We start from the raw sequence: 22,974 nt of genomic DNA, 5'->3' as shown, positions 1-22,974 counted from the left end.
ACGCCGCGCGGTGAGGCTTTCTTTTCTTGCGCCGGGCGCGTCCTCTCCAGGGGTGTCCGGGGCAGTGACCTGTTTCAGGAGGTCTGAAGAAGGACCCATGGAGAAGATTCCCATGACGGCGGGGGGCTACGCCGCCCTCGCGCAAGAGTTGAAGCAGCGCCAGCAGGTGGAGCGTCCGCGCATCATCGCCGCCATTTCCGAGGCCCGCGCCCATGGCGACCTCTCCGAGAATGCGGAATATCACGCCGCCAAGGAGCAGCAGTCGCTGAACGAGGGGCGCGTCGCCGATCTGGAGGACAAGCTGTCCCGGGCCGAGATCATCGACGTTTCCAAGCTGTCCGGCGACATCGTGATGTTCGGCGCCACCGTGACCCTCGTGGACGAGGACACGGAGGAGGAGAAGGTCTGGCAGATCGTCGGCGACAGCGAAGCCGACGCCAAGGCGGGCCGCATCTCCATCTCCTCGCCGGTGGCGCGCGCGCTCATCGGCAAGAAGAAGGGCGCCTCGGTGGAGGTGGTCACGCCCAAGGGCGCGCGCTCCTTCGAGATCGTGGCGGTGCGCTGGGCCTGAGCCCCTGTGTTCCCTCTCCCGCACGCGGGAGAGGGCTTTGCCGCGGGCGGTTCGCAGCGAACGTGAGGCGTCTCACGCCCCCCTCACGCTCCCTTGGGGCAATCCGGCTTCCAGCGGCACCACCGGGGCGTTCTTGGACTGCTTCAGGGTGAGGGCGGTCTTCACGTTGCGCACGTTGGGCGCGGCGGTAATGTCCAGCACCAGGTTCTGGAAGCTGCGCAGGTCCGGGGTCACGCACAGCATCAGGAAATCCACGTCGCCGGAGAGCATCCAGGCGCTGCGCACCTGTGGCCAATGGGCGATCATCTCCTGAAAGGCGTCCAGGTCCACCTCGGCCTGGCTGATGAGATGCACCATGGCGAAGGCCATGAGGTCATACCCCAGGCTCTTCTCGTCGAGCAGCGCGCGGTAGCCCTCGATGATGCCGGCTTCTTCCAGTGCCCGCACGCGGCGCAGGCAGGGCGGGGCGGAAATGCCGACGCGGCGGGACAGCTCCACATTGGTCATGCGCCCATCCCGCTGCAGTTCGTCGAGGATCTTCCAGTCGACTGCATCAAGGCGAACGGTCAAGGCACAACTCCCCACGGGTAAAGTCACGGCACCTTAGTGCGCGCTTATGGCAACGCAACGAAATAATCTTGCGCCGCTGTCGCGGTGCAAAGCGTCGCAGAGCGCGTCACCCGGCGGCGTCGAATGCTGTGTGCGCGCCCATTCCGGCTCGCTGCGTGGCGCGCGGACGCCGTGCGGGGGGCCTTGGGCGGGGGCCGCCCCGCCTTGTGAGCCTTGGGGGGACCCCCTACATTCGAGCATAGCTCACGCTGCGGCCGGGAGCGCCGGCCGTTTCGGCCGTCGACGCCCCACATGCTGCCGCGGCACCGCATGGTATTTCGGGGACACTCATGACTGCCCACACCGTCAAGGTCGTCATCATCGGCTCGGGGCCGGCCGGCTACACCGCTGCCATCTATGCAGCGCGCGCAATGCTGGAGCCGGTGCTGTTCGAGGGCATCCAGCCCGGCGGCCAGCTCACCATCACCACCGACGTGGAGAATTATCCCGGCTTCGCCGACCCCATCCAGGGGCCGTGGCTGATGGAGCAGATGCGCGCCCAGGCGGCGCATGTGGGAACCACCATCGTCAGCGACCATGTGTCGAGCCTCGACCTGTCGCATCGGCCGTTCCGCATGGTCACCGAATCGGGCGACACCTATGTGGCGGATGTGGTGATCCTGGCCACCGGCGCCCAGGCGCGCTGGCTGGGGCTCGAATCGGAGGCGTCCTATCGGGGCTCCGGCGTGTCCGCCTGCGCCACCTGCGACGGCTTCTTCTACCGCGGCAAGGACGTGGTGGTGGTGGGCGGCGGCAATACCGCGGTGGAGGAGGCGCTCTTCCTCACCAATTTCGCCTCCAAGGTTACCGTCGTGCATCGTCGCGACAGCTTCCGTTCCGAAAAGATCCTGCAGGAGCGCCTGTTCGCCCACCCCAAGGTCCAGGTGGTGTGGAATGCGGAACTGGCCGAGGTGGTGGGGGTGGACGATCCCTTCACCAAGGTCACCGGCGCGCGCCTGAAGGATGTGCGCACCGGAACCCTCACCGAGCTGCCCGCTGACGGCATATTTATCGCGATCGGCCATGCGCCTGCCACAGAGCTGGTAAAAGACCAGCTGAAGCTCAAGGAGAGCGGCTATGTTTGGACCGCGCCCGATTCGACGGCAACGTCGGTGCCGGGCGTGTTCGCGGCCGGGGACGTGGCGGACGACATCTATCGTCAGGCCGTCACCGCCGCGGGCCGGGGCTGCATGGCCGCCCTCGAAGCGGAGCGCTTCTTGGCCCACCAGGGTGTGGCAAAGGCGGCTGAATAATCCGTCCCTTGCCCGCGCCGGCGTCCAGCGGCAATCACGTTTTGGCTGGGCGGAGGGACGGCGCAGGCGGGGGCTGCCCCGTGTCTCCGTATCGAACCGATTGAATACAGCGCCGCTTTCCGGCCCCGCTCGGGCCGGTGACGCGAGAGGCGGATGCCTGTCGACGGCCGTGCGGGACCGTCGAACGGCTCTTTCCGTCTCTCTTCAAAGGGTGAGAGGGGCTCGGGCCTGATGGATTGGGACAAGCTTAAGGTTTTCCACGTCGCCGCCGAAGCCGGTTCGTTCACCCATGCGGGTGAGACGCTCGGCCTCTCCCAGTCGGCCGTGAGCCGGCAGGTCTCAGCCCTGGAGACGGAGCTGAAGATCCCCCTGTTCCACCGCCATGCGCGGGGGCTGATCCTCACCGAGCAGGGGGAATTGCTGTACCGCACCGCGCACGAGGTGTTCCTGAAGCTGGAATCGGCCCGGGCGCAGCTCACCGACAGCCGGGAGAAGCCCAACGGGGAATTGCGGGTGACCACCACGGTGGGGCTCGGCACCCACTGGCTGACGGCGCGGGTGGGCGAGTTCGTGGATCTGTTCCCGGATATCCGCATCCAGCTCATCCTCACCGACGAGGAACTGGACCTTGCCATGCGCGAGGCGGACGTGGCCATCCGCATGCGCCAGCCGGTGCAGCCGGACCTGGTGCAGCGCAAGCTGTTCACGGTGCATTTCCATGCCTATGCCTCGGCCGACTATCTCAAGCGGCATGGGCATCCCCGGTCCATCGAAGAGCTGGACAAGCACCGTATCCTTTTGCTCGGCGGCCCGATCCCGCCCTATTTCCAGGGGCTGAACTGGCTGGAGCATGCCGGTCGCGACGGCTCCACGCCGCGGGTGCCGGCCTTTGAGGTGAACAGCGTGCTGGGCCTCAAGCGCGCGGTGGAGCGCGGGGTGGGCATCGGCACGCTGCCCGACTATCTCTCGGATGATGCCTCGTCCCTGGTGCAGCTCTTCACCGATCGCGAAACGCCCAAACTTGAGGCATACTTCACCTATGCGCAGGAAATGCGCTCGGTCGCTCGTATTCAGGTGTTTCGAGACTTCCTGATCTCCAAGGCGCAGCGGTGGAATTACTGATTTATGACATGCGGCGGTAAAAAGATAGCGATGCGGCCTGCCAGCCAAGCGCTGGGCACATGCCTGATATGCGGTCAATCTCCGTTGCCAACTGCCTAAGAGGCGGGCATCTTGCCATTGCGCTGATTGCACCTTGTGCGGTGCGTCAGCTGTTCCCCTCTGGAAGGTTCGCCGCTCTGCGGCGATACTTGCCGGGTCCCTCATCGGACCCGGCATTTTTCTTTTCAGGGCACCTTTTTGCGCCTGTGCCGTTGTCACGCTTGACGCCTATATTCAGGTTGTCGGCCCTCCTCCTTCTGACGACGGGAAACTCAAACATGGCACTTCTGAAGCGTGGGCTCTCCGGCGAGCCGGTGAAGATCCTTCAGGCCAAGCTCGGCGTCGCCGCCGACGGCCAGTTCGGCCCGGGAACGGAAGAGGCCCTCAAGGCCTACCAGAAGGAGCACGGGCTTTCCGCCGACGGCATCGCGGGTCCGGACACCTTCGCCGCCCTCGGCCTGCCCGAGCTCATCCTGCTCACCCAGGGCAGCAAGGGCGAAACGGTGAAGAAGCTGCAGACCGCCCTCGGCCTCACCGCCGACGGCGCCTTCGGTCCCGCGACCGCCAAGGCCGTGGAAGCCTTCCAGGCGAAGAACGGGCTGGAGGCGGACGGCATGGCCGGCCCGGTGACCCTTTCCAAGATGGACGTCTTCGCCTCCTTGGTCACGTCCGATGCGGTTGCCAAATCGCAGGCCGGCACCGTCTCGGCCGACGGCAAGACGGCGGAAGCCTCCGTGGCCGGGGCGCCGAAGAAGAGCATCTGGCAGTCCATCACCGAATTGTTCTCCTGAGCCCACAGCGTAGGGCGCTACAGGACAGGTCACCCTAGGGCAGGTCACCCCAGGGCAGGTCGCCCCAGGACAGGTCGCCCCAGGACAGGTCATTTGCGCGCCGGCCGGAACAGGCCGGCGCGATGCCGCGTTCCGATTTCAGTAAAGGAGCGCTGCATGGTGTTTGCCCAAGCCTGGCCGGTCCCTCAGGCTGCATTGCCGATCCGTCCGGTTCCCGACCCCGGCCGCTCGCCGGAGCCCCCGGTCCAGCCGCCCCTTCCGGTCGAAGATCCGCCCGCACCGTTCGTGCCCGGCCCCGACTTGCCGCCTTTGCCGGATGACGACCCATCGCGGGAGCCGCGCCGCGAGCCGTTCCCCGAGCCCGTACCGGTGTCTGATCCGCCGCCCCTGCCGCAGGAACCGCCGCGCATGATAGCGAGCGATTGATCGAGCAGATGGACCCAATTGCCTGGATCAAGCTCCAGGCCGGAAAGACGCCGCTAGCCCTCTGGCACGCCCGGTGCTTGCTCCGTCCCGAAGGCCTGATCACGGCACGGAGCACCGGTCCATGGCGAATTCCGAACATTTGGGGGGCTGCATCGTGCCACGCACGGCGCCGGCGGGGGCGCGCCCATGACCATCAGGGCCATCCTGACCGACATCGAGGGTGCCGCCGGTCCCCTCAGCTTCCTCAAGGAAACCCTGTTGCCCTACGCGCGGGAGCAACTCGGCAGCTTTATCGCAGCACACGCCGAGGATGACGATATCGAGGAGGCTCTGGACGAAGCCGGGCGCCTCATGGGCGGGTTCTCTCTGAAGCCGGTGGAGGCCGAGGCGCTGTTGCAGCGCTGGATGAAGCAGGGGCGCAATCCGACGCCCCTCAAGATCATCCAGGGCAGGATCTGGCAGCAGGGCTATGAGGCGGGCGCCTTCTCCGCCGAAATCTACCCCGATGTGGCACCGAGCCTGAAAGCCTGGACCGATGCCGGGCTCCGTCTGTTCACTTATTCGTCCAGTTCGCAGCTGGCGCAGAAGCTGTGGCTCGGCGCGGCGGCCGAAGACGTGACCGGGATGTTCGAAGACTTCTTCGATACAAGCGTCGGCCAGAAAGTGGAGGAAGAATCCTACAAGGCCATCGCCGAGCGGCTCGCGGTGCCGGCGGCGGAGATCCTGGTCCTGTCCGGGAACGAGGACGAACTGGACGCCGCCAAGGCCGCTGGCCTCGCCACCACGCGCATCGCGCGGGAGGGTGGCGAGGGTGGCAATCATCCGGTTGTCCCGGACTTTGCCTCCCTGAGCTTTGGATAGGCCGCGCGCGCTGTCCCGCCCGATCACCGATTGAAAGCTGAGACATGGCAAGCTTCACCGTACAGACGCGCAGTGGCGACCAGGTCGAGGTGACGGGCCGGGATGGCGCCACGCTGTTGAAGGCCATGCGCAAGGCGGGCGTGGACGAGGTGGTGGCCCAATGCGGCGGCGGCTGCGCCTGCGCCACCTGCCACGTCTATGTGACCCTGCCGGCGGGGGTTGCGCTGCCGGAGATCGGGGCGGCCGAGGGCCGGATGCTGGCGACGAGCCGCCATCGTACCCTCGCCTCCCGGCTGTCCTGCCAGCTCAAGCTGGAGCCGGGTCTCGACCGGATGCATGTGGTGATCGCACCGGACGACGGTGGCGATTTCTGAGGTGGCGATTTCTGAGGCTGTGATTTCTGAGGCGGTGATTTCTCAGACGGGGACTTCCGAGCGCCCGTTCCTGCGATCGGTTTCAATACATTGAAGTGGTGCCGGATGAGGGGATCGAATAGTGGTATTAATGATCTGATATATATTATAATAATTGAGCGAACTGACATCTAATGCCAACAAAAATGCCAGCAGATCGGCGTTGTGCAGGGGTATGGTGCCGGCGATCGCGTTGCCCACGAAAAAAGCGGAACGAGGTGGCCACTCTCACGCTGCCTCCCACACCCGGTTGAGGATCTTTGCCGCAAGCGCGGCCTTGTCCTGCGGGCGGCGTCATCGGCACCGACAGCCACTCCTTTAGCCCAATGCCGAGAGCACCATCCCCGCCAAACCACAAACCGCCAGAGTGGGGAGCATCTCGAGCTTGAGCCGGAACATGGCGAACATGGCCACCGCGGCCAGCACCGCCGCACGCCGGTCGATGGACGAGAGCAAGGGAAGGTCCGGCTCAATGCCGTGCCAGTCCATCAGGCTGAAGAAGGAGCCGATCTGCGTCCAGACGCTGTCACTTCCGAGGGCAGCCCACAGCACTGCGACCGGACCGAGCCACACGGGCAGCCAGACCGCGATGATGCCGGCTGCCCGCCGGAGCGACGGCTCGGCATGGGCCAGATCCCCACGTTCGAACATCTGGTCCACGACCCCATGCGCATCGGCCTTTGCATTCCCGTGGACTGCGCTCTGAAACAGCTCGGGCGCGGCCCGGCTGCCCGCCCACCCGGCGAGGCCCGCGGCGAGGATGATCAATGGGAAAGGGATGTGCAGAATGTAGATGGCCAGGAAGGCGAGGCCGGCAATCGCCGCCATGAGGCGGTTCTTGAGCGCGCGCCGGCGGAGAGGACGACAGCCATGAGCACCGAATACCAGCCCGCCGGCGCGGCGGCGCCCGAACCGGACGCCGGCCGCTTCTGGGTGCGCGAAATGCCCTACCTCGCCATCCTGATCATGACCGTGGGCGGGGTCGCCTACGGGGCGATGACGCGCAGCCCACTCGCCACCTATTGGGAGCTGGTGGCCCTGGTCAGCTTCGCCGTCGGGATCTTCTCCGGCTGGTCGAAGGCGGCGGACAAGGACGAGCGCGTCCGTCTCCTCTGGACGCAGGTGCTGCATTGGGGCGCGTTCCTCGCCGCCATGAACCTGGTGTTTCTGCCCAGCGTTCAGGCGGTGGCAGATGCCGATTCCACCAGCCTTGTGGTGCTGCTGCTGCTCGCCCTGGGCACCTTCGTTGCCGGCGTCCACACCGCGTCCTGGCGCATGTGCCTAAACGGCGTGGTCATGGCGCTGTGCGTGCCCGCGGTGGCCTGGCTTGACCAGTCGGCCTTGTTCGTGGCCCTCGCGGCGGTGGTGCTGGTCGCAGTGGCCGGGCTGGTGCTGTGGGCACGTTCGCGGGTGTAAGGCCAGTCATCGGGGAGAGCAGGACATGCGGGCGACTCGTTTCCATATGGTGGTGATCTTCCTGCTCTTTGCAGTCACCGTGGTGAACTACATTGATCGGGCCGCCATCTCCTATGCCATCCCGCTGATGGAACAGGAGCTCGGACTCTCGAAGGGCGATGCGGGGATCGTCCTCGGCGCCTTCGGCCTCGGCTATGCGGTAACGACCCTGCTCGGCGGCTTCGCGGTGGATCGCTACGGCGCGCGCCTGGTGCTCACCATCGCCGCGCTGTTGTGGAGCTTCTCCATCGGCCTGACCGGGGCGGCCACGGGCTTCCTCACCCTGTATCTGGCGCGCACCCTGCTCGGCGTATCGGAAGGGCCGAATTTCCCGGCGCTCGCCGGTGCCGTGAGCCATTGGCTGCCGCCGCAGGAGCAGGCCACCGCGCTCGGCTATGCGCTGGTCTCGGTGCCGCTGGCGCTCGCCATCGGCGGCCCCATCGTCACCCAACTGCTGGCGGTGCTGGACTGGCGCTGGGCCTTCGCCGTGCTGTTCGCGATTTCCATTGCGTGGGTGCCGCTCTGGTTTCTCCTGTTCCGCGACGATCCCGCCCAATCGCGCCATGTGAACGCGGCGGAGCTGGACCATATCCGGGCCGGACGGGACGAGAGCGCGCATCACGCCGTGCGCGAATGGCCCGGGGCGGCCGAAATCCGCGCCCTGCTCACCAACCACACATTGCTGGTGAACTACTGGGCCTTCTTCGTGTTCGGCTATTTCCTGTTTTTCTTCATGACATGGCTGCCGAGTTACCTGCACCAGGCTTACGGGCTCAACCTGGCGCAGGTGGGCGTCTTCACCGTCCTGCCATGGTTTGCGGCCGCCGTCGCGCTGTGGGGGCTCGGGCGCTGGTCGGACCATCTGTTGAAGGTCACCGGCCGGCTCAGGGTCGCGCGCTCCTATCTCATCGCCGGCACGCAGTTCGTCGCGGCGCTGGCGGTGGTGCCGGTGGCCCTCAGCAACAACCTCACTGTTGCGATTTCCGGCATCACCGTGGCGGTGGCTGCCTCCATGGGCGCCAACGCGGCCTATTATGCGGTGAACGTGGACGTGGCGCCGAAGCGCGCGGCAACCGCGCTCGGGATCATGGATTTCGGCTTCGCCCTGTCGGGCTTCGCGGCGCCGGTGATCACCGGATGGGTGCTCGGCCTGCGCGGATCGTTCGCCGACGGCTTCCTGCTGATGACGGGGCTGGCCCTGTCCTCGGTGGTGCTGGTGCTCGCCTTTCACCACCCCGACGCCGACCGCAAGCCCGCCTGAGCATTCGCCGAGCCCTTCCAGGCATCCTCTTAATCGGCACATCGCAGGTGAACGGGGGCGGCATCGTCGCCTCCACTCTCGACATCAGCAATGCCGATTTCCCCACGGTTGAGGGACTGGAAGGCAAGATGCCCGTCGGGGCGGTCGCGTCCCCGAACCGAAGGAGCTGCGCCGCGGTGGCCGGCAACGCAGTCCCTTGGTCTTTTCGGGGCGGTGGAGGTGCGCGGTCCTAGGTGTGGACCACTGTTCTGCCTCGGACGCGGCCGGCAAGGATGTCATCGGCAAGCTTGGGGAGGTCATCGAGGCCGACTTCCTGCGTCACCAGATCGAGGTCGCCCGGCTCAAGCAGTTCCGAAAGGCGCTTCCACGCGTGCGCGCGCCGCGGCGTGGGGCAGTTCACCGAATCGACCCCGAGGAGCGCCACGTTCCGCAGGATGAAGGGGAAGACCGTCGTCGGCAGGTCTGTCGCCGCGGCGAGGCCACAGGCGGCCACCGCGCCGCTATAGACGGTCGAGGCGAGCACGTTGGCAAGGATATGCCCGCCTGCCGTGTCGACCGCCCCGTGCCAGCGCTCGCCCTGCAGGGGCTTCCCCGCTGCTGTGTAGGTGTCCCGGTCGACGATTTCGGCGGCTCCGATGCTCTTCAGGAAGTCTTCCTCGCTGCGGCGGCCGGTGAGGGCGCTGACCTTGTACCCGAGGCGCGAGAGCAGGCGCACCGCGACACTGCCGACACCACCCGCTGCGCCCGTCACCAGCACGTTGCCGCCAGCGGCGATGCCGTAGCGTTCCAGGGCATCCACGCAGAGCATGGCGGTGAGGCCCGCGGTGCCGATCGCCATGGCCTGGCGGCTGGAGAGCCCTTCGGGCAGTTTCACCAGCCATTCGCCCTTCACGCGCGCCCGCTGCGCAAAGCCGCCGGACCAGCTTTCGCCCATGCCCCAACCGGTGAGCACCACCTTGTCGCCGGCCTGGAAATCGAGACTGGCGCTGGATCGAACGGTGCCGGCAAAGTCGATGCCCGGCACCATGGGCAAGGCGCGCAGGATGCGGCTGAGGCCCTTGAGGGCGAGCCCGTCCTTATAGTTGAACGAAGAATATTCGACATCAACCGTCACATCCGCCTCGGGCAGGTCCGCTTCGGTGATGGTTTCGAGGGCGATGGACTGACCAGCCTCTGTCTTTCGCGCCATGAGGGCGCGAAACGTTTCGTTGCTCATGCGACGTTTCCCTGTGGTCTTGTCTGTGAAACACCAGATGCAGCCCGATGCCGGCGAACGGGCGTCAACGGCGAGGGGCTTTGCGGGCTTCGTCGGCTTTCGCGTACTGCGCGCGGATGTAGTGGACGAGCCCGCCGAGGGCCTCGACAGCGGCCTCGCCGTCCCGCTCCCTCAGAGCCGCGAGCATGCGCTCGTGGTGGCCGACGATCTCCTTCCGGTCGCGAACGCGGAAGATGATCATGTTGCTCACCGGCATGAGGGCTTCCACCACCGCGTTCATGAGGAAGCGCAGCAGCGCGTTGCCCGCCGCGTCCACCACCGCCCGATGGAAGCGCACGTCTGAGGCGCAGAAATCCTGGTCGGAGATGGCGGCCGTCTTCTGCAGGGCGATCTCCGCCTCCAGCGCCGCGAGATGTGCGTCGGTGCGGTTCTGCGCGGCAAGGCGGCAGCACACGGCCTCCATCTCCAGCCGGGCCGTGGCCATCTCCTCGAGCGTGATGCCGCCGCTCGCCACCATGAGGGTGACCGAGGTGCCGAGGCTGGCCGCCAGATCCTCGGCCGACGGCCCGGTGACGAACGTGCCGCCGGTCGGGCCCCGCCGCGAGCGGATGAGGTGGCGCGCCGCCAGCCGCTTCAGCGCCTCGCGCACGGTGGGGCGCGACACGCCGAACTGGACGGCCAGCTCCTCTTCGGTCGGCAGGCGCTCGTCCACCTTGAGCCGCCCGTCCACGATCGCCTGTTGAAGCTGGTCCGCGATCTGGCTGGCGGCGCTGGTGGTGACAATCTGGCCGTAAGTCGGTTCCATCTGGTTTGCCCACACTCCCTGTCTCCCCTTCTTGGTCTCAGAAGTGGGCGGTCAAATCAACCTAAAAATTATTTGTTTGACAAATAGGGGAATGGACGTTTTCGTTTGGTCGATCGCGGACGAAGACGCCGCGGCCAAACAACGCCAGGGAGAGAAAAATGCGCGCTGCCATTGCCGCGGCGGCCATGCTGTCATGCGTGGTCGCAGCCCATGCGGAAGACCTTCCCACCTTCCGCATCGGCGTGCTCAACGACCAGTCGAGCCTCTATTCGGACATTGCCGGCCCTGGTTCTGTCACCGCGGCGCAGATGGCGGTGGAGGATTTCAAGCCGGAGAAGCACGGCTTCAAGGTGGAAGTGGTCGCGGCCGACCACCAGAACAAGGCGGATGTGGGCTCATCCATCGCGCGCCGCTGGTTCGACCTCGACAAGGTGGACGCCGTCGTCGACGTGCCCACATCGTCGGTTGCGCTCGCCGTTGCCGACATCAGCCGCGACAAGAACAAGGTCTTTCTCGTCGCCAGCGCCGGCAGCTCGGACCTCACCGGCAAGGCCTGCTCGCCCAACACGGTCCACTGGACCTACGACACCTGGGCTCTGGCCAACGGCACGGCCCGTGCCATGATCAAGCAGGGCGGGACGTCCTGGTACTTCCTCACCGCCGACTACGCCTTCGGCCACGCCCTGGAGCGCGACGCCGCCGAGGTGGTGAAGGCCAATGGCGGCCAGGTGATGGGACGTGCGCTGGCGCCGTTCCAGACCTCGGACTTCTCTTCCTTCATCCTGCAGGCCCAGGGCAGCGGGGCAAAAGTGGTGGCCCTGGCCAATTCCGGCGGCGACACCATCAATTCCGTAAAGCAGGCGGCCGAGTTCGGCCTCAGCCAGAAGCAGAAGCTGGTGAGCCTGCTCATCTTCCTGTCGGACATCCACGCCCTCGGCCTCAAGACGGCACAGGGCCTGATGCTGACCAATGCCTTCTACTGGGACCTCAACGACGGCACCCGCGCCTTCGGCAAGGCCTTCGGCGCCCGCAACAACGGCCGCATGCCCACCATGAACCAGGCCGGCACCTATGCTTCCACCCTGCATTGGATGAAGGCCATCGCCGCCATGGACAAGGCCAAGGCGCGCGACGGTGCCGCGGTCGTCGCCCAGATGAAGCAGATGCCCACCGATGATCCGCTGTTCGGTAAGGGCGAAATCCGTGCCGACGGGCGTACCATTCACGACATGTACCTGTGGCAGGTGAAGGCGCCGGCGGACTCCAAGGGCCCCTTCGATTATCTCAAGCTCATTGCCACCATCCCCGGCAGCGAGGCCTTCCGACCCATGTCGCCGGAGACCTGCCCCATGCTGAAGAAGGCGGGCTGAGGTGCGCGCGCCGGCGCAGCCCGCCATCCGGCCGAAGGGCAAGGCCTTCTCCCTGGCGATCCTGGTGATCGCCGAGGTCGCCGCCATGGCGACCTGGTTCGCCACGACCGCCTCCCTCGGCGCCATCCGGGCACAATGGGACCTGTCGCCGTTCCAGGAAGCCCTGCTCACCAGTTCCGTCCAGGCGGGCTTCGTCGCCGGCACGCTTCTAAGCGCGCTGCTCTCCCTCGCCGACCGGGCGGACCTGAGAACCCTGTTCTCGGCGTCCGCCCTCGTCGCCGCATTGGCCAACGGCGCAATCCTGCTGTTCGAGCCCACCCACCCGGCCGTGGCGGTCCTGCGCTTTGTCACCGGCATGTGCATGGCGGGTGTCTATCCGGTGGGAATGAAGCTTGCCGCCACCTGGGCGCGGGGCGACCTGGGCCTGCTCATCGGCATGCTGGTTGCGGCCCTAACGCTGGGGTCCGCGTCGCCGCACGCCATGGCTGCCATGGGCGGGCTCGACTGGCGGGCGCCCGTCGCGGGCGCGGCCGCGAGCGCCCTCATCGCCGCGTTCCTCATCCGCTTCGCGCAGGTGGGGCCCAACCAGGCCAAGGCGCCGCCCCTGCGCTTGTCCAATGCCCTCGATGCCGTCCGCCGGCCGGCGCTGCGGCTCGCCAACCTCGGCTATTTCGGCCACATGTGGGAGCTCTACGCCATGTGGGCGTGGATCGGCGCCTTCTTCGCCGCGAGCTTCGCCTTGCGCTACGGTGATGCCCCGCCCTTCGATCCCCGTCTTGCCACCTTCGCGGTGGTGGCCATCGGCGCGCTGGGCGCGCTGGGCGGCGGGTTTGCGGCGGACCGTCTCGGCCGCACATTCGTCACCGCCCTGTCCATGGCCGTCAGCGGCCTGTGCGCGGCGGGCATCGGCCTGCTCTTCGGCGCCTCCCCCTGGCTGCTGCTGCCCGTCGCCCTGATCTGGGGCGTGAGCGTGATCGCCGATTCCGCGCAATTCTCCGCCGCCGTCACCGAATTGTCCGACCGGAGCCTGGTGGGCACCATGCTTACGGTTCAGACGTGCGTCGGCTTCCTCATCACCCTGGCGAGCATCCATCTGCTGCCCTATGCGGTGGATCTGCTCGGCTGGCGCTACGCCTTCTGCCTGCTGGCCATCGGCCCCTTCCTCGGCGTCCTCGCCATGCTCCGTCTCAGGCTGCGGCCCGAGGCTTCAGCCATGGCAGGCGGTCGCCGCTGACGTTTCCCGACGAGGCACCCATGACCTATTCCAAGATCCTCTACGAGACGCTCCACGGCGTCGCCCGCATCACCCTCAACCGGCCCGAGCGCACCAATGCCCTGGATCAGGAGATGCTGGGCGAAATCAATGCCGCCATGGACGTGGCCGAGGTCGATGCGGGCGTGAAGGCGGTGATCGTGCGCGGAGCCGGCAATGCTTTCTCCTCCGGCTTCGACCTGAAGGCGCAGATGGAGGCGCGCCCGGTCGGCGTGGATGCCTGGCGCCCGCTGCTGCGCAAGGATTTCGACACGGTGATGCGGTTCTGGCATTGCCCCAAGCCCACCATCGCCGCGGTGCGCGGCCCGTGCCTCGCCGGTGCCTGTGAACTGGCCCTCGCCTGCGACATGACCATCGCCACCGAGGATGCCTTCTTCGGCGAGCCGGAATTGAAGTTCGGCGCCGGCATCGTGGTGATGCTGCTGCCCTGGATCGTCGGTCCCAAGATCGCCAAGGAGATCATCCTCCTCGGCGAGGACCGGGTGCCGGCACGGCGTGCCGCCGAGATCGGCATGATCAACCGTGTGGTCGATGGCGACGGGTTGGACGCCGAGGCCCTGCGCATCGCCCGGCACATCGGGGCCATCGATCCGGGCCTGGTGAAGGAGACCAAGCGCGCACTCAACCGGGCGCTGGAGACGCAGGGCATGCTGCAGGCGCTGGAAAGCGCGCTGGAGATCGATCTCGCCATCGAGGGTGCCGGCTCGGCCGACAAGATCGCCTTCTTCGATGTGGCCCGACGCGACGGGTTGAGGGCGGCCATCGCCTGGCGCGACGCCCGCTTTCCCGCCCGCGACGCCTGAGGGGATCGCGATGCCCCCCGAGACACAGCCCGGCGCACTCTGCGGCATTCTTTCAACGGCAACTGGCGAAGTCGAGGATGACTGCGCCACCTCGGGGACGGGGGCCCTTGCATCGGCCGCCGCTGTCCTTGCCGCGCGCCTGGGCGCCGCCGGGGTCCGGCCTGACGAGCCGGTGGTGGTGACCGTTGCCAACCGCGTGGCAGACCTTGCCGCGCTGTTCGGCGTCTGGCAGGCGGGGGGCGTGGTGGTTCCACTCCACGCCGCAGCCGCCGAGACGACCCGCGCGGCGATGCTTGAACACGTCCGCCCCCGCTTCCTCCTGGCCGATGGCGAACTGATCACCCTGGCCGATGCCCCGCCGCCGGAGCGTCCGTTGCTGCGGGGCGCGGCGCTGGTGGTGTTCACATCCGGTTCCACCGGCAAGCCGAAGGGCGTCGTGCTCGGCCACGATCGCTTGGCGGCGAAGCTCGACGCCCTGCAGGAGCTTCTGCGGCTGTCGCCCCTGGACACGGTCGTCCTGCCGCTGCAGCTCATTTTCATCTTCGGCCTGTGGGTGGCGCTCCTGTCGCTCCGGGCGGGAGCGCGATTGGCGCTCGTGGGCAAGTTCTCGCCCGTCGCGCTGCGCCAGCGGCTGCAGGGCGCGACGGTGCTGGCTACGGTGCCCTCCATGCTGCGGACCATGTTCGGCGCGGGAGAGATGGAGGCGCCGGCGCTGCGCGCCATCCTCACCGGCGGCGAGGCGCTGGGCGCGCAATTGTCCGGCCAGATCTCCCACCAGTTGCCCGCCGCCGGCGTCTTCGACCTCTACGGCTTGACCGAGACGGGTTCCTGCGACTTCTGCCTGGGGCCACGCGATGCTGCGCCCGGCCGCGGCTCCATCGGCGTGCCGACCCGGGGCATCACCTACCGCCTCTCCGCCGATGAGCCTGCCCCCGTAACAGCACCGGCAGGCGCGTCACAAGGCGAGCTGCAGGTTCGCTCGCCGTTCGGCATGCTGGGGTATCTGGACAATCCGGATCTGACCGAGGCCGCGTTCGCCGATGGTTATTTCCGCACCGGCGACGTGGCGCGCCAACGTCCTGATGGATTCGTCGAGATCGTCGGCCGCATCAAGGAAATCATCTCGCGCGGTGGCAACAAGATCGCTCCGGCCGAGATCGAGCTGATGCTGTCGGCGCATCCCGCCGTGGCACAGGTGCTCTGTGCGGGCGTCCCGGACCTGCGGCTGGGCGAGGCCCTGCATGTCGCCGTGGTCCTCAAGCCGGGGCGCACCGAGACCGCCGATGAGCTTCGCAATTGGTGCAAGGGGCGGACGGAACGCTTCAAGGTGCCCGATGCGATCCATATGGTCGATGGTCTTCCGACGGGCCCCACCGGGAAGGCCCTGCGCGCAGGAGTTCGGGAGTTGGCCCAGGCCCGCAAGCTGTAGTGGCGATGGGATCGGCATGGGAATCCACTGGCCAATACGCTCGCGTTTTGCCGGAAGAGGCGTTGCACGAGCCGGGCGCGGGTCCAGAGGGCCGGCGCCAGCGAGTTGCGCCCTGTGGTGCGCTGGGGGATGCCCTCGCCTCAGTTCGCGTTTAAGGGGCGCACTGCCCCCGCCGCGCTGACCGGGAGCTTCGCGCGCAGGTAGCCGCTCCACGCCGCATCGGACGGAAACTCCTCCGGTAAGCGGACGCCGTCGCGCAGCCCGTGGGCCCTCGCCATCTCCTCCGGGGACATGCCGTCATCCACCAGCCTGAGTTGCTGGAACAGGCTCAGGGAGTAGCCGGGGATCCATCGGCGGATGTCGTGCCAGGGCACCTCGGCAAAGCTTTCCGGCGCGAGGTTCATGAGCGTCGTCATGCAGCTCTCGCGCAGGGTCGAGTAGAAGATCGGGCGCGCGTCCACCCGGTTGATGAAGGCGAGGATGCGCTCGAAATAGAGGCGGATCGCCGCCGCGTCCCGATGGATCGGAAAGATCTGCACCTCGTCGGGCGGCGAGCGCGCGAGGCGGTTCCAGATGAGGTCCCGCTCGCTGCCGATCTCCGGATAGATGGGATCCCGGCGGAAGAAGCCGGCGACCGCGTCGAAGCTGACGCCCTTGGCCTGCCGCGCCTCGATGGAGACCACCACGTGCCGTCCGTCGGCGAAGCCGAAGGAGAGCATGACGTGGGCGAGCGCCTTCATGCTCCCGAACGGCTGGATGATGAGGTCGGCGCCGGTGAGGGTCGACAGGTCGAAGGTGGCCGTGGTCCACCGCGGCACGGATGCCTCGCCGGGCTGATGCAGCGCATCGCGGAAATTGCGGATGGTGACCCTGTCGCCGTCGATCACCGCCGTGGGATTGTGCTGCTGGAGCGCCACCCAGTCCTGCTCGATCGGCTCCGTGCTGAAGAACGCCATGCAGAGCGTCGCGATGCCGGCGAGCGCTACCGCCCGGCGGGATACGCGCCCGAGACCGGGAGCGAACCAGAGGGCGATTACGGCGAGGGGAAAGGCGAAGCTCCCCGCCTGTCGGACCGCCGCCGGCCAGGCGATCCAGTAATGGATGGCGAGCCCGAGATAGAGACCGGCCGCGACAACAACCACCCCCGCCACCACGCCCAGGGCGCGCCGGATGGCCCGCGCAGTTGCCGTCACCATCACCGAAACCCCTCCGAAGCCACCATCTCGCGCCCGCTATACACCGAAACGCGCAGTGCCTCCTCCGTTAGCCGCGCTCCTTCAGCCGCACTCCCGGACCATTGCCGTTCTGGTCGATGAAGAGCACGCCGGCGGCTTCGAGAGCTGCGCGGATGGCATCTACAGCCTCTGCAGAGACGGCCCTTCGGCTGCGCTCGAAGTCGACGATCGTGGAGAGACCGAGTTGGCCAGCTTCTGCCAAGGCCGGTTGGGTCAGATCAAGGAGAGCGCGGGCTGCACGGCATTGTGCTGGGGTCATGGGGCTCAACATTTTATGTTGACAGGGGTCCGCGCTCGCTTCTGGCGTCTCAACATTAAATGTTGATTGCCGCTGGAACAACCCAAATGCCGATCTACACCGTTCCGGCAGCCGCCCCCGGCTTGCCTGCTGACCAGACGCCCAGCCGCCGAGACTCTCTGAAAGCCGGCACCACCGCGGCGACCGTCGCCATGTTGGCCGTGCCCGTCGCCATCCTGCCGAAGGAGGCAGAGGCCTCGGCGCCCGGCACGAGCCCGATAACCGCACTTTGGGACCAGTGGCAGCCACTGAAGTGCGAGCATGTCCGCCTCACAGCGGACGTCGAGGCGGCGAGCGCTCGCTACCTGTCCGTCCGGCCGCCGTTGCCCGCAAAAGCCTATGCGAATCCAGCCACTTCGGCTTCGGCATCGATTTTCTCGCACGGACACCCCCGGGGGAATTCCGGCGCTGGGGCTTCGCGAAACACTGGCAGAGCCCCGCCGAGGTGTGCTTGGGCGTTCAGTACATGCCTGCGCCGCCGAGCCATCCGGGAGCGCCAGCACCATCGTGGCGCGCCGCCGCGGATCGACCAGCACCCAGCAGTTCGCCGCCCGGCTCCAGCCCACCGCCGAAACATGCCGGTACTGCCCAGCCGCCAGCAGCCGCACCTACCAGGCGGTCGTCTCGCGATGGACGACGACGAACCAGGTCTCCACCAGCCCATCGATCGGCCGCACCATCACGCCCCCGCCGCAATGATCGCCGCCGGGGTGCGCCCGAAATCGAACGCCATTTCTACCTCGTCTCGTCCGGGGGATCGGAAAATGGTGCCGGATGAGGGGATCGAACCCCCGACCTTCGGTTTACAAAACCGCTGCACTACCGCTGTGCTAATCCGGCGCCGCCGTTCTGATCTAGCAGCGCTGTCGCGGGGCGACAAGCGCTCCAGAAAGGAATGGCCCCGCCTTTGAGGCGGGGCCATCCTGCCGGGCCGGACGCGGCGCGGGGGAACCGCGCGCCGGCGTCAGTGCCAGTGATCGATGTTGCGATCCTTGGTCTCGGGCACGAACAGAAGGCCGATGACGAAGGTCATCAGGGCGATCACGATCGGGTACCAGAGGCCGTAGTAGATGTCGCCGGTGGCCGCCACCATGGCGAAGGCGGTGGCCGGCAAAAGGCCGCCGAACCAGCCGTTGCCGATGTGGTAGGGCAGCGACATGGAGGTGTAGCGGATGCTGGCCGGGAACAGTTCCACCAGCGCCGCCGCGATGGGGCCGTACACCATCGTCACGAACAGGACGAGGATGAACAGGAGCCCGATCACCGCCGCGACCCGCGGCTGGAAGATGTCGAACGGATGAGACATCTTCACGATGTCCTTGTTCGTCGCGGCGTTGGGGTAGCCGGCCGCCTGAAGCGCCGCGACGGCGGTCTTCGAGAAGTCGGCGGTGTAGGGCACCACGGCGTCATTCACCTTCAACTGCACCGGCGAGCCGGCGGGACCTGCTTCCGTCGAATACTTCACCGAGGACTTCGCGAGGAAGTCACGGGCGATGTCGCACGGGGCGGAGTAGATCCGGGTGCCGACGGGGTTGAACAGGCTGCCGCAATTGGCCGGATCGGACACCACGACCACCCGCACGTTCTGGATCGCCTTTTCGAGCGCCGGGTTGGCGTAGGAGGTGATCATGTTGAACAGCGGGAAATAGCTCGCCGCGGCGATCAGGCAGCCCGCCAGGATGATGGGCTTGCGGCCGATCTTGTCGGAGAGCCAGCCGAAGAACACGAAGAAGCCGGTGCCGAACACCAGCGACCACGCGATCAGCAGGTTGGAGGTGTAGCCATCCACCTTCAGGATCGATTGCAGGAAGAACAGGGCATAGAACTGGCCCGTGTACCACACCACGCCCTGGCCGGCGACCAGGCCAAACAGGGCGAGCAGCACGATCTTCAGGTTCGACCACCGGCCGAACGCTTCCGTCAGCGGCGCCTTGGAGGTGGTGCCGTCTTCCTTCATCTTCTTGAAGGTCGGGGATTCGGAGAGCTGGAGGCGAATCCAGACCGAAACGCCGAGCAGGACGATGGAGACGAGGAAGGGAATGCGCCAGCCCCAGTCGCGGAAGGCCTCTTCGCCGGTGAGGGTCCGGGTGAAGAGGATGATGATGAGCGACAGGAACAGGCCCAGCGTTGCCGTGGTCTGGATCCACGAGGTGTAGAAGCCGCGGCGGCCGTGGGGGGCGTGCTCGGCCACATAGGTTGCGGCGCCGCCATATTCACCGCCGAGCGCGAGGCCCTGCAGCAGGCGCAGGGCGATGAGGATAATGGGCGCGGCAATGCCGATGGAGGCGGCATTGGGCAGGATGCCGACGATGAAGGTCGACAGGCCCATGATCAGGATGGTGACGAGGAAGGTGTATTTGCGGCCGACGAGGTCACCGATACGACCGAACACGATGGCGCCGAACGGGCGCACCAGGAAGCCGGCGGCGAAAGCCAGCAGGGCGAAGATATCGCGGGTCGCCGGCGGATAGGCGCTGAAGAACTGGGCGCCGATGATGGCCGCCAGCGAGCCATACAGATAGAAATCGTACCACTCGAATACGGTGCCGAGGGAGGAAGCGAAGATGACTTTCTTCTCCTCCCGGGTCATGGGACGCGGCTTGGCGGCCGTCCCTGCAGTCGTCACGCTCATGGAAAAGTCCCTCCCGTCGCATCAGGGCTCCGCCCGGGGCGGATGTCGAACTGAACACGATCTGTCGGAAGGCGGGCCGGGCCGGCACAACGCAAGGCATCCGCGCGCAGGAGATGCGGCGGTGTCCCTTGGCGTTCCTCCGTCGGCCCGCCGCTTCCGCCTCTGGCGTGCGGATATGTTCCGGCAGGCTTTCACTTGAACAAAGAGAACGCGTGGTCTGGCCCAACACGGTGCGAGTCGGCCAGCGCGTGCTCTGGAGCCGGTTCCGAGCAGATTGAAACGATCTGATCGGCGCATGCTCTCGGCGCACCGTGCGCCATGGCAATACCATGACGAAGGTGCGGCGGACTTACGATTGGTCAATGGTCTTAGGTGCAACCGCGAACAGTTTCGCGGCACTGCAAGATGTTCGGGCGCGGGGCCCCAGGTCAGCGCCCCAGGTCAGCGCCCAAGGTCAGCGCCCAAGGTCAGCGCCCAAGGTCAGCCCCCAAGGTCAGCCCTCAAGTCAGCCGCGCTTCATCACCCGTCGCGCCATGCCCAGGGAGAGGGCGGCGGCATTGGACACGTTGAGGCTCTTGATGGCGCCCGGCAGGTCGATGCGCGCGAGCACGTCGCAGGTCTCGCGGGTGAGCTGGCGCAGGCCCTTGCCTTCGGCGCCCAGCACCAAGGCGAGGGGGGCGCGCATGGGCGTGTCCTCCAGGTCGGCGGGACCCTCGCTGTCGAGGCCCACCACCAGCATGCCGTTGTCCTTCAGTTCGGTGAGCGCGCGCGACAGGTTCGTCACCAGGCAGAAGGGCACATGCTCCAGCCCGCCCGACGCGCTCTTGGCGAGGACGCCGGTGGCGGCCGGGCTGTGGCGGGCGGTGGTGACGATGGCGCTGACCGCGAACGCCGCCGCCGAGCGCACGATGGCGCCCACATTGTGCGGGTCGGTGATCTGGTCCAGCACCAGCACCAGGTCGGTCTTGGCAATGTCCTTCAGGCGCGGGGAGGGCAGGTGGTCCACCTCGGCGAGGAGGCCCTGGTGCACCGCGTCCGCGCCCAGCAGCTTGTCGATGTCGCCCGGCCGCACGATCTCCGGCGGGATCGGCGGGGTGAGCCCTTCCTCTTCGAGGCGGTGGATGGCGTTTTCGGTGGCGCGCAGGCGCCGGAAGCGCCGTTGGGGATTGCCGATGGCCTCCGCCACCGTGTGCCAGCCATAGAGCAGGGCCACGTCGTCCGCTCCCGCCCAGGACGGCGGCTTTCCGCTGCCCTTGCCGCCGCCGCCACCGCCGCCTTTGGCCCAGCGCGGGGCGCCGGGCGCGCCGGGGCGGCTCGTGAAGGGCGGGCGGGAGCCGGGGCGGCGGGGTTCGCGGGGCGGACGGTCGGACATGGGGAGGCTTTGTCAGACCACGCCGTCCGGCGCAAGGGGCGTCACGCGGGCAGGCCAGGGGTCAAGCGGGCAGGGCAGGGGTCACGCGGCGAGGGGGCGTCGCACGGGGAAGCGGGGCCGCGCCGCGCGGGGCCGTTGGAGCGGGCGGCAGCGACTGCCGTGGCGGGGCACCGGCGGCGCGCCGTCCACAGGCGGCGCCGACCGGCAGCATTTCCGGTTGACTTCAGCGCACAGCTTTCACATAAACCCGATCCTCGGACGGTGATTTGAGCGTGCTCGTCGCCGGCTTCGCGCTGCTGGGAATTCCTTGGATCACCAGCTTGGTAAGAAGCCTCTCCAGCGTCACGCTGGAGTGAACCGGTGCGACGGGCGTCGATGGAGGGGTGCCCGAGTGGTTAAAGGGGACGGACTGTAAATCCGTTGGCTCTGCCTACGTTGGTTCAAATCCAACCCCCTCCACCACCCGTCGTGCGGGTCGAGACGAGATGGGCGCAAGCCCGGCCTCCGGCCTTTTCCGGTTTCAGTACTTTGCCTTGAAAGCGTGAGCGGCCGTCGTGGTCCCGCGCCTGCGCCCGGCTTGTGGGGAAGCCCCTCGGCTGGCGCCGGCGTCCTGGTCGCGCGCTGGGATCGGTGCTGCACGGGCGGACAGCCATCGCTCCGGACTTGTCCCCAGCCCCCTCGGCCCCGTCTTCCGCCCGCCGGAGGGCTGTGTTAAGCCTCGCGACGCGCGGGTGTAGCTCAATGGTAGAGCAGCAGCCTTCCAAGCTGAATACGAGGGTTCGATTCCCTTCACCCGCTCCAGCCCATGCGGCGGGCGCACCGCTCACATGATCTTTTGCGTCAGCCAGGCCTTGATCTGGGATGCCGCCGCGGCGGCGATGCTATCCACGGATTCGCCGCTGAACTGGGTGGCAGGGCTGCTGGCCTTCAACACAGACGCCGATGCGAGCACCTTGTTGGTGTTCTGGTCTACCAGCGCGAGGTCATACGTCATGAAAATGCCGGGCGTGGCGGCGAGCGCGTAACCTCCGACAATGCCGCCCAGGAGTACGGTTGTGACCACCGTGGTCGCCACCACCTGCCCGGTGCGCTCCTGCGTGGTCGGGATGAGCAACTCGCGGATCTCGATCTCGAGCCGGACCGGACGGCTGCCTTGCATCAGGCTCTCCACCTGCTTGAAGCTCTGGGTGGTGAGGGCGGTCGCGAGGCGATGCTCCTCGTAGGAGCGGAAGCCGCCCCTCTGGACTTGCCGCAGCTCGGGGTTGGGGGCGTTTCGCTCCTTCTCTTCGAGCTGGCTGGCCTCCGGCCACTGGATCGAGGCGTTGGCGGCGAAGGTTACCTTGACCCCGGTAAGATGCAGCGTGGGTATGTCTTCCGGGGACAGGGCGAGCTTCGGCGCCGTGGCGCAGCCGGCGCACAGCAGGACAAGCACCAGCGCGAGCGCGGATTTCAGAACGGTGTTCATCGCAAGGCCCCCAAGCCTGAAGCGTCAGCCGGGAGCAGGCTTAGTTTTGCGGTATTAAATTACGACAACATTGGGTTGCATATTTTGTGACATCGCGTCGAAAGCGGTCGCCGCATGCCCCGGCAGGCAAGCGCGCCCGCGGGCGCGGGCGCGGGGCGGCGTGTGCGCGGCCGGCGGGACCGCGCGGTCCTCTTGCATCCGCATCCGAAACCCCCTATCCCACGGCGGCTTTTTTCGCGGCCCGTGCGGGGCGCTTGACCGACTGAGAGAGAACG

21 protein-coding genes and 3 tRNA genes are annotated in these 22,974 nt (G+C 67.1%); 14 read left to right on the top strand and 10 right to left on the bottom strand.

Annotation, left to right across the window (positions count from 1 at the left end):
* Window positions 1-97: 97 nt before the first annotated feature.
* Window positions 98-571: a transcription elongation factor GreA gene (gene greA / locus V5F48_RS21385; protein ID WP_394111390.1), complete on the top strand. Its 474-nt coding sequence runs from the start codon at window positions 98-100 to the stop codon at window positions 569-571.
* A 72-nt stretch (window positions 572-643) separates the two neighbouring features.
* Here greA and V5F48_RS21380 read toward each other — a convergent pair whose 3' ends face one another.
* Window positions 644-1,141: an Lrp/AsnC family transcriptional regulator gene (locus V5F48_RS21380; RefSeq protein WP_394260253.1), complete on the bottom strand. Its 498-nt coding sequence runs from the start codon at window positions 1,139-1,141 to the stop codon at window positions 644-646.
* A 329-nt stretch (window positions 1,142-1,470) separates the two neighbouring features.
* Here V5F48_RS21380 and trxB point away from each other — a divergent pair, with 329 nt between their 5' ends.
* From trxB to V5F48_RS21355, 5 genes are all read left to right on the top strand, one after another.
* Window positions 1,471-2,433 (top strand): thioredoxin-disulfide reductase, encoded by a 963-nt coding sequence (gene trxB, locus V5F48_RS21375; RefSeq protein WP_394111388.1) that lies wholly within the window; start codon window positions 1,471-1,473, stop codon window positions 2,431-2,433.
* Between the two features lie 231 nt (window positions 2,434-2,664).
* Window positions 2,665-3,555 carry a LysR family transcriptional regulator gene (locus V5F48_RS21370; RefSeq protein ID WP_394111387.1) on the top strand — a complete coding sequence of 297 codons (891 nt, stop codon included), beginning with the start codon at window positions 2,665-2,667 and terminating at the stop codon, window positions 3,553-3,555.
* A gap of 317 nt (window positions 3,556-3,872) precedes the next feature.
* Window positions 3,873-4,385: a peptidoglycan-binding domain-containing protein gene (locus V5F48_RS21365; protein ID WP_394260252.1), complete on the top strand. Its 513-nt coding sequence runs from the start codon at window positions 3,873-3,875 to the stop codon at window positions 4,383-4,385.
* Window positions 4,386-4,997: 612 nt separating this feature from the next.
* The gene (mtnC, locus tag V5F48_RS21360; RefSeq protein ID WP_394260251.1) at window positions 4,998-5,672 is read left to right on the top strand and encodes an acireductone synthase; all 675 of its coding nucleotides are present in this window, start codon (window positions 4,998-5,000) and stop codon (window positions 5,670-5,672) included.
* A gap of 44 nt (window positions 5,673-5,716) precedes the next feature.
* On the top strand, window positions 5,717-6,046 hold the full coding sequence (locus V5F48_RS21355; RefSeq protein WP_394111384.1) for a 2Fe-2S iron-sulfur cluster-binding protein: 330 nt from the start codon (window positions 5,717-5,719) through the stop codon (window positions 6,044-6,046).
* A 357-nt stretch (window positions 6,047-6,403) separates the two neighbouring features.
* On the opposite strand, the gene V5F48_RS21350 is transcribed toward V5F48_RS21355, so the two are convergent.
* Entirely contained in the window at window positions 6,404-6,913 is a 510-nt protein-coding gene (locus V5F48_RS21350) for a hypothetical protein (RefSeq protein ID WP_394260250.1), read from the bottom strand.
* 42 nt (window positions 6,914-6,955) lie between these two features.
* Here V5F48_RS21350 and V5F48_RS21345 point away from each other — a divergent pair, with 42 nt between their 5' ends.
* Both V5F48_RS21345 and V5F48_RS21340 read left to right on the top strand, forming a co-directional pair.
* The gene (locus tag V5F48_RS21345) at window positions 6,956-7,501 is read left to right on the top strand and encodes a hypothetical protein (RefSeq protein ID WP_394260249.1); all 546 of its coding nucleotides are present in this window, start codon (window positions 6,956-6,958) and stop codon (window positions 7,499-7,501) included.
* 25 nt (window positions 7,502-7,526) lie between these two features.
* Entirely contained in the window at window positions 7,527-8,801 is a 1,275-nt protein-coding gene (locus V5F48_RS21340; protein ID WP_394260248.1) for an MFS transporter, read from the top strand.
* A gap of 229 nt (window positions 8,802-9,030) precedes the next feature.
* On the opposite strand, the gene acuI is transcribed toward V5F48_RS21340, so the two are convergent.
* Window positions 9,031-10,017: an acrylyl-CoA reductase (NADPH) gene (gene acuI / locus V5F48_RS21335; protein WP_394260247.1), complete on the bottom strand. Its 987-nt coding sequence runs from the start codon at window positions 10,015-10,017 to the stop codon at window positions 9,031-9,033.
* A 64-nt stretch (window positions 10,018-10,081) separates the two neighbouring features.
* Complete coding sequence (locus V5F48_RS21330) at window positions 10,082-10,822, bottom strand: FadR/GntR family transcriptional regulator (RefSeq protein WP_394260246.1); 741 nt, start codon at window positions 10,820-10,822, stop codon at window positions 10,082-10,084.
* A 158-nt stretch (window positions 10,823-10,980) separates the two neighbouring features.
* Here V5F48_RS21330 and V5F48_RS21325 point away from each other — a divergent pair, with 158 nt between their 5' ends.
* Genes V5F48_RS21325 through V5F48_RS21310 form a run of 4 tightly spaced genes read left to right on the top strand, consistent with a single transcriptional unit; the run spans window position 10,981 to window position 15,697 of the window.
* Entirely contained in the window at window positions 10,981-12,192 is a 1,212-nt protein-coding gene (locus tag V5F48_RS21325) for an ABC transporter substrate-binding protein (RefSeq protein WP_394260245.1), read from the top strand.
* Between the two features lies 1 nt (window position 12,193).
* Window positions 12,194-13,426: an MFS transporter gene (locus V5F48_RS21320; protein ID WP_394260244.1), complete on the top strand. Its 1,233-nt coding sequence runs from the start codon at window positions 12,194-12,196 to the stop codon at window positions 13,424-13,426.
* A 20-nt stretch (window positions 13,427-13,446) separates the two neighbouring features.
* On the top strand, window positions 13,447-14,268 hold the full coding sequence (locus tag V5F48_RS21315; protein ID WP_394260243.1) for an enoyl-CoA hydratase/isomerase family protein: 822 nt from the start codon (window positions 13,447-13,449) through the stop codon (window positions 14,266-14,268).
* Window positions 14,269-14,278: 10 nt separating this feature from the next.
* Complete coding sequence (locus V5F48_RS21310; RefSeq protein WP_394260242.1) at window positions 14,279-15,697, top strand: class I adenylate-forming enzyme family protein; 1,419 nt, start codon at window positions 14,279-14,281, stop codon at window positions 15,695-15,697.
* A 140-nt stretch (window positions 15,698-15,837) separates the two neighbouring features.
* Here the strand turns inward: V5F48_RS21310 and V5F48_RS21305 are convergent, their stop codons facing one another.
* The 5 genes from V5F48_RS21305 to rlmB form a co-directional block, all read right to left on the bottom strand.
* Window positions 15,838-16,893 carry an Lnb N-terminal periplasmic domain-containing protein gene (locus tag V5F48_RS21305; protein WP_394260241.1) on the bottom strand — a complete coding sequence of 352 codons (1,056 nt, stop codon included), beginning with the start codon at window positions 16,891-16,893 and terminating at the stop codon, window positions 15,838-15,840.
* 67 nt (window positions 16,894-16,960) lie between these two features.
* The gene (locus V5F48_RS21300) at window positions 16,961-17,191 is read right to left on the bottom strand and encodes a helix-turn-helix domain-containing protein (RefSeq protein ID WP_394260240.1); all 231 of its coding nucleotides are present in this window, start codon (window positions 17,189-17,191) and stop codon (window positions 16,961-16,963) included.
* A gap of 804 nt (window positions 17,192-17,995) precedes the next feature.
* A tRNA-Thr gene (locus V5F48_RS21295) sits at window positions 17,996-18,070 on the bottom strand.
* 124 nt (window positions 18,071-18,194) lie between these two features.
* Window positions 18,195-19,862 carry an MFS transporter gene (locus tag V5F48_RS21290; protein ID WP_394260239.1) on the bottom strand — a complete coding sequence of 556 codons (1,668 nt, stop codon included), beginning with the start codon at window positions 19,860-19,862 and terminating at the stop codon, window positions 18,195-18,197.
* Between the two features lie 505 nt (window positions 19,863-20,367).
* Window positions 20,368-21,234 (bottom strand): 23S rRNA (guanosine(2251)-2'-O)-methyltransferase RlmB, encoded by an 867-nt coding sequence (gene rlmB, locus V5F48_RS21285; RefSeq protein WP_394260238.1) that lies wholly within the window; start codon window positions 21,232-21,234, stop codon window positions 20,368-20,370.
* A 377-nt stretch (window positions 21,235-21,611) separates the two neighbouring features.
* On the opposite strand from rlmB, the gene V5F48_RS21280 reads away from it, so the two are divergent.
* A tRNA-Tyr gene (locus V5F48_RS21280) sits at window positions 21,612-21,696 on the top strand.
* Between the two features lie 265 nt (window positions 21,697-21,961).
* Window positions 21,962-22,035, top strand: a tRNA-Gly gene (locus V5F48_RS21275).
* A 22-nt stretch (window positions 22,036-22,057) separates the two neighbouring features.
* Here V5F48_RS21275 and V5F48_RS21270 read toward each other — a convergent pair.
* Window positions 22,058-22,699 (bottom strand): hypothetical protein, encoded by a 642-nt coding sequence (locus V5F48_RS21270; protein ID WP_394110864.1) that lies wholly within the window; start codon window positions 22,697-22,699, stop codon window positions 22,058-22,060.
* Window positions 22,700-22,974 lie beyond the last annotated feature (275 nt).

The organism is Xanthobacter autotrophicus ATCC 700552 (assembly GCF_043194565.1).
GTDB classification, from domain to species: domain Bacteria; phylum Pseudomonadota; class Alphaproteobacteria; order Rhizobiales; family Xanthobacteraceae; genus Xanthobacter; species Xanthobacter autotrophicus_F.
Note: the sequence above shows the minus strand (reverse complement) of the source record. Positions and strands in the feature narration are given on the sequence as shown.

Coding starts and splice junctions, on each gene's coding strand:
- greA (WP_394111390.1), top strand. CDS start 98: ATGGAGAAGATTCCCATGACGGCGGGGGGCTACGCCGCCCTCGCGCAA.
- trxB (WP_394111388.1), top strand. CDS start 1,471: ATGACTGCCCACACCGTCAAGGTCGTCATCATCGGCTCGGGGCCGGCC.
- V5F48_RS21370 (WP_394111387.1), top strand. CDS start 2,665: ATGGATTGGGACAAGCTTAAGGTTTTCCACGTCGCCGCCGAAGCCGGT.
- V5F48_RS21365 (WP_394260252.1), top strand. CDS start 3,873: ATGGCACTTCTGAAGCGTGGGCTCTCCGGCGAGCCGGTGAAGATCCTT.
- mtnC (WP_394260251.1), top strand. CDS start 4,998: ATGACCATCAGGGCCATCCTGACCGACATCGAGGGTGCCGCCGGTCCC.
- V5F48_RS21355 (WP_394111384.1), top strand. CDS start 5,717: ATGGCAAGCTTCACCGTACAGACGCGCAGTGGCGACCAGGTCGAGGTG.
- V5F48_RS21350 (WP_394260250.1), bottom strand. CDS start 6,913: ATGGCGGCGATTGCCGGCCTCGCCTTCCTGGCCATCTACATTCTGCAC.
- V5F48_RS21345 (WP_394260249.1), top strand. CDS start 6,956: ATGAGCACCGAATACCAGCCCGCCGGCGCGGCGGCGCCCGAACCGGAC.
- V5F48_RS21340 (WP_394260248.1), top strand. CDS start 7,527: ATGCGGGCGACTCGTTTCCATATGGTGGTGATCTTCCTGCTCTTTGCA.
- acuI (WP_394260247.1), bottom strand. CDS start 10,017: ATGAGCAACGAAACGTTTCGCGCCCTCATGGCGCGAAAGACAGAGGCT.
- V5F48_RS21330 (WP_394260246.1), bottom strand. CDS start 10,822: ATGGAACCGACTTACGGCCAGATTGTCACCACCAGCGCCGCCAGCCAG.
- V5F48_RS21325 (WP_394260245.1), top strand. CDS start 10,981: ATGCGCGCTGCCATTGCCGCGGCGGCCATGCTGTCATGCGTGGTCGCA.
- V5F48_RS21315 (WP_394260243.1), top strand. CDS start 13,447: ATGACCTATTCCAAGATCCTCTACGAGACGCTCCACGGCGTCGCCCGC.
- V5F48_RS21310 (WP_394260242.1), top strand. CDS start 14,279: ATGCCCCCCGAGACACAGCCCGGCGCACTCTGCGGCATTCTTTCAACG.
- V5F48_RS21305 (WP_394260241.1), bottom strand. CDS start 16,893: ATGGTGACGGCAACTGCGCGGGCCATCCGGCGCGCCCTGGGCGTGGTG.
- V5F48_RS21300 (WP_394260240.1), bottom strand. CDS start 17,191: ATGACCCCAGCACAATGCCGTGCAGCCCGCGCTCTCCTTGATCTGACC.
- V5F48_RS21290 (WP_394260239.1), bottom strand. CDS start 19,862: ATGAGCGTGACGACTGCAGGGACGGCCGCCAAGCCGCGTCCCATGACC.
- rlmB (WP_394260238.1), bottom strand. CDS start 21,234: ATGTCCGACCGTCCGCCCCGCGAACCCCGCCGCCCCGGCTCCCGCCCG.
- V5F48_RS21270 (WP_394110864.1), bottom strand. CDS start 22,699: ATGAACACCGTTCTGAAATCCGCGCTCGCGCTGGTGCTTGTCCTGCTG.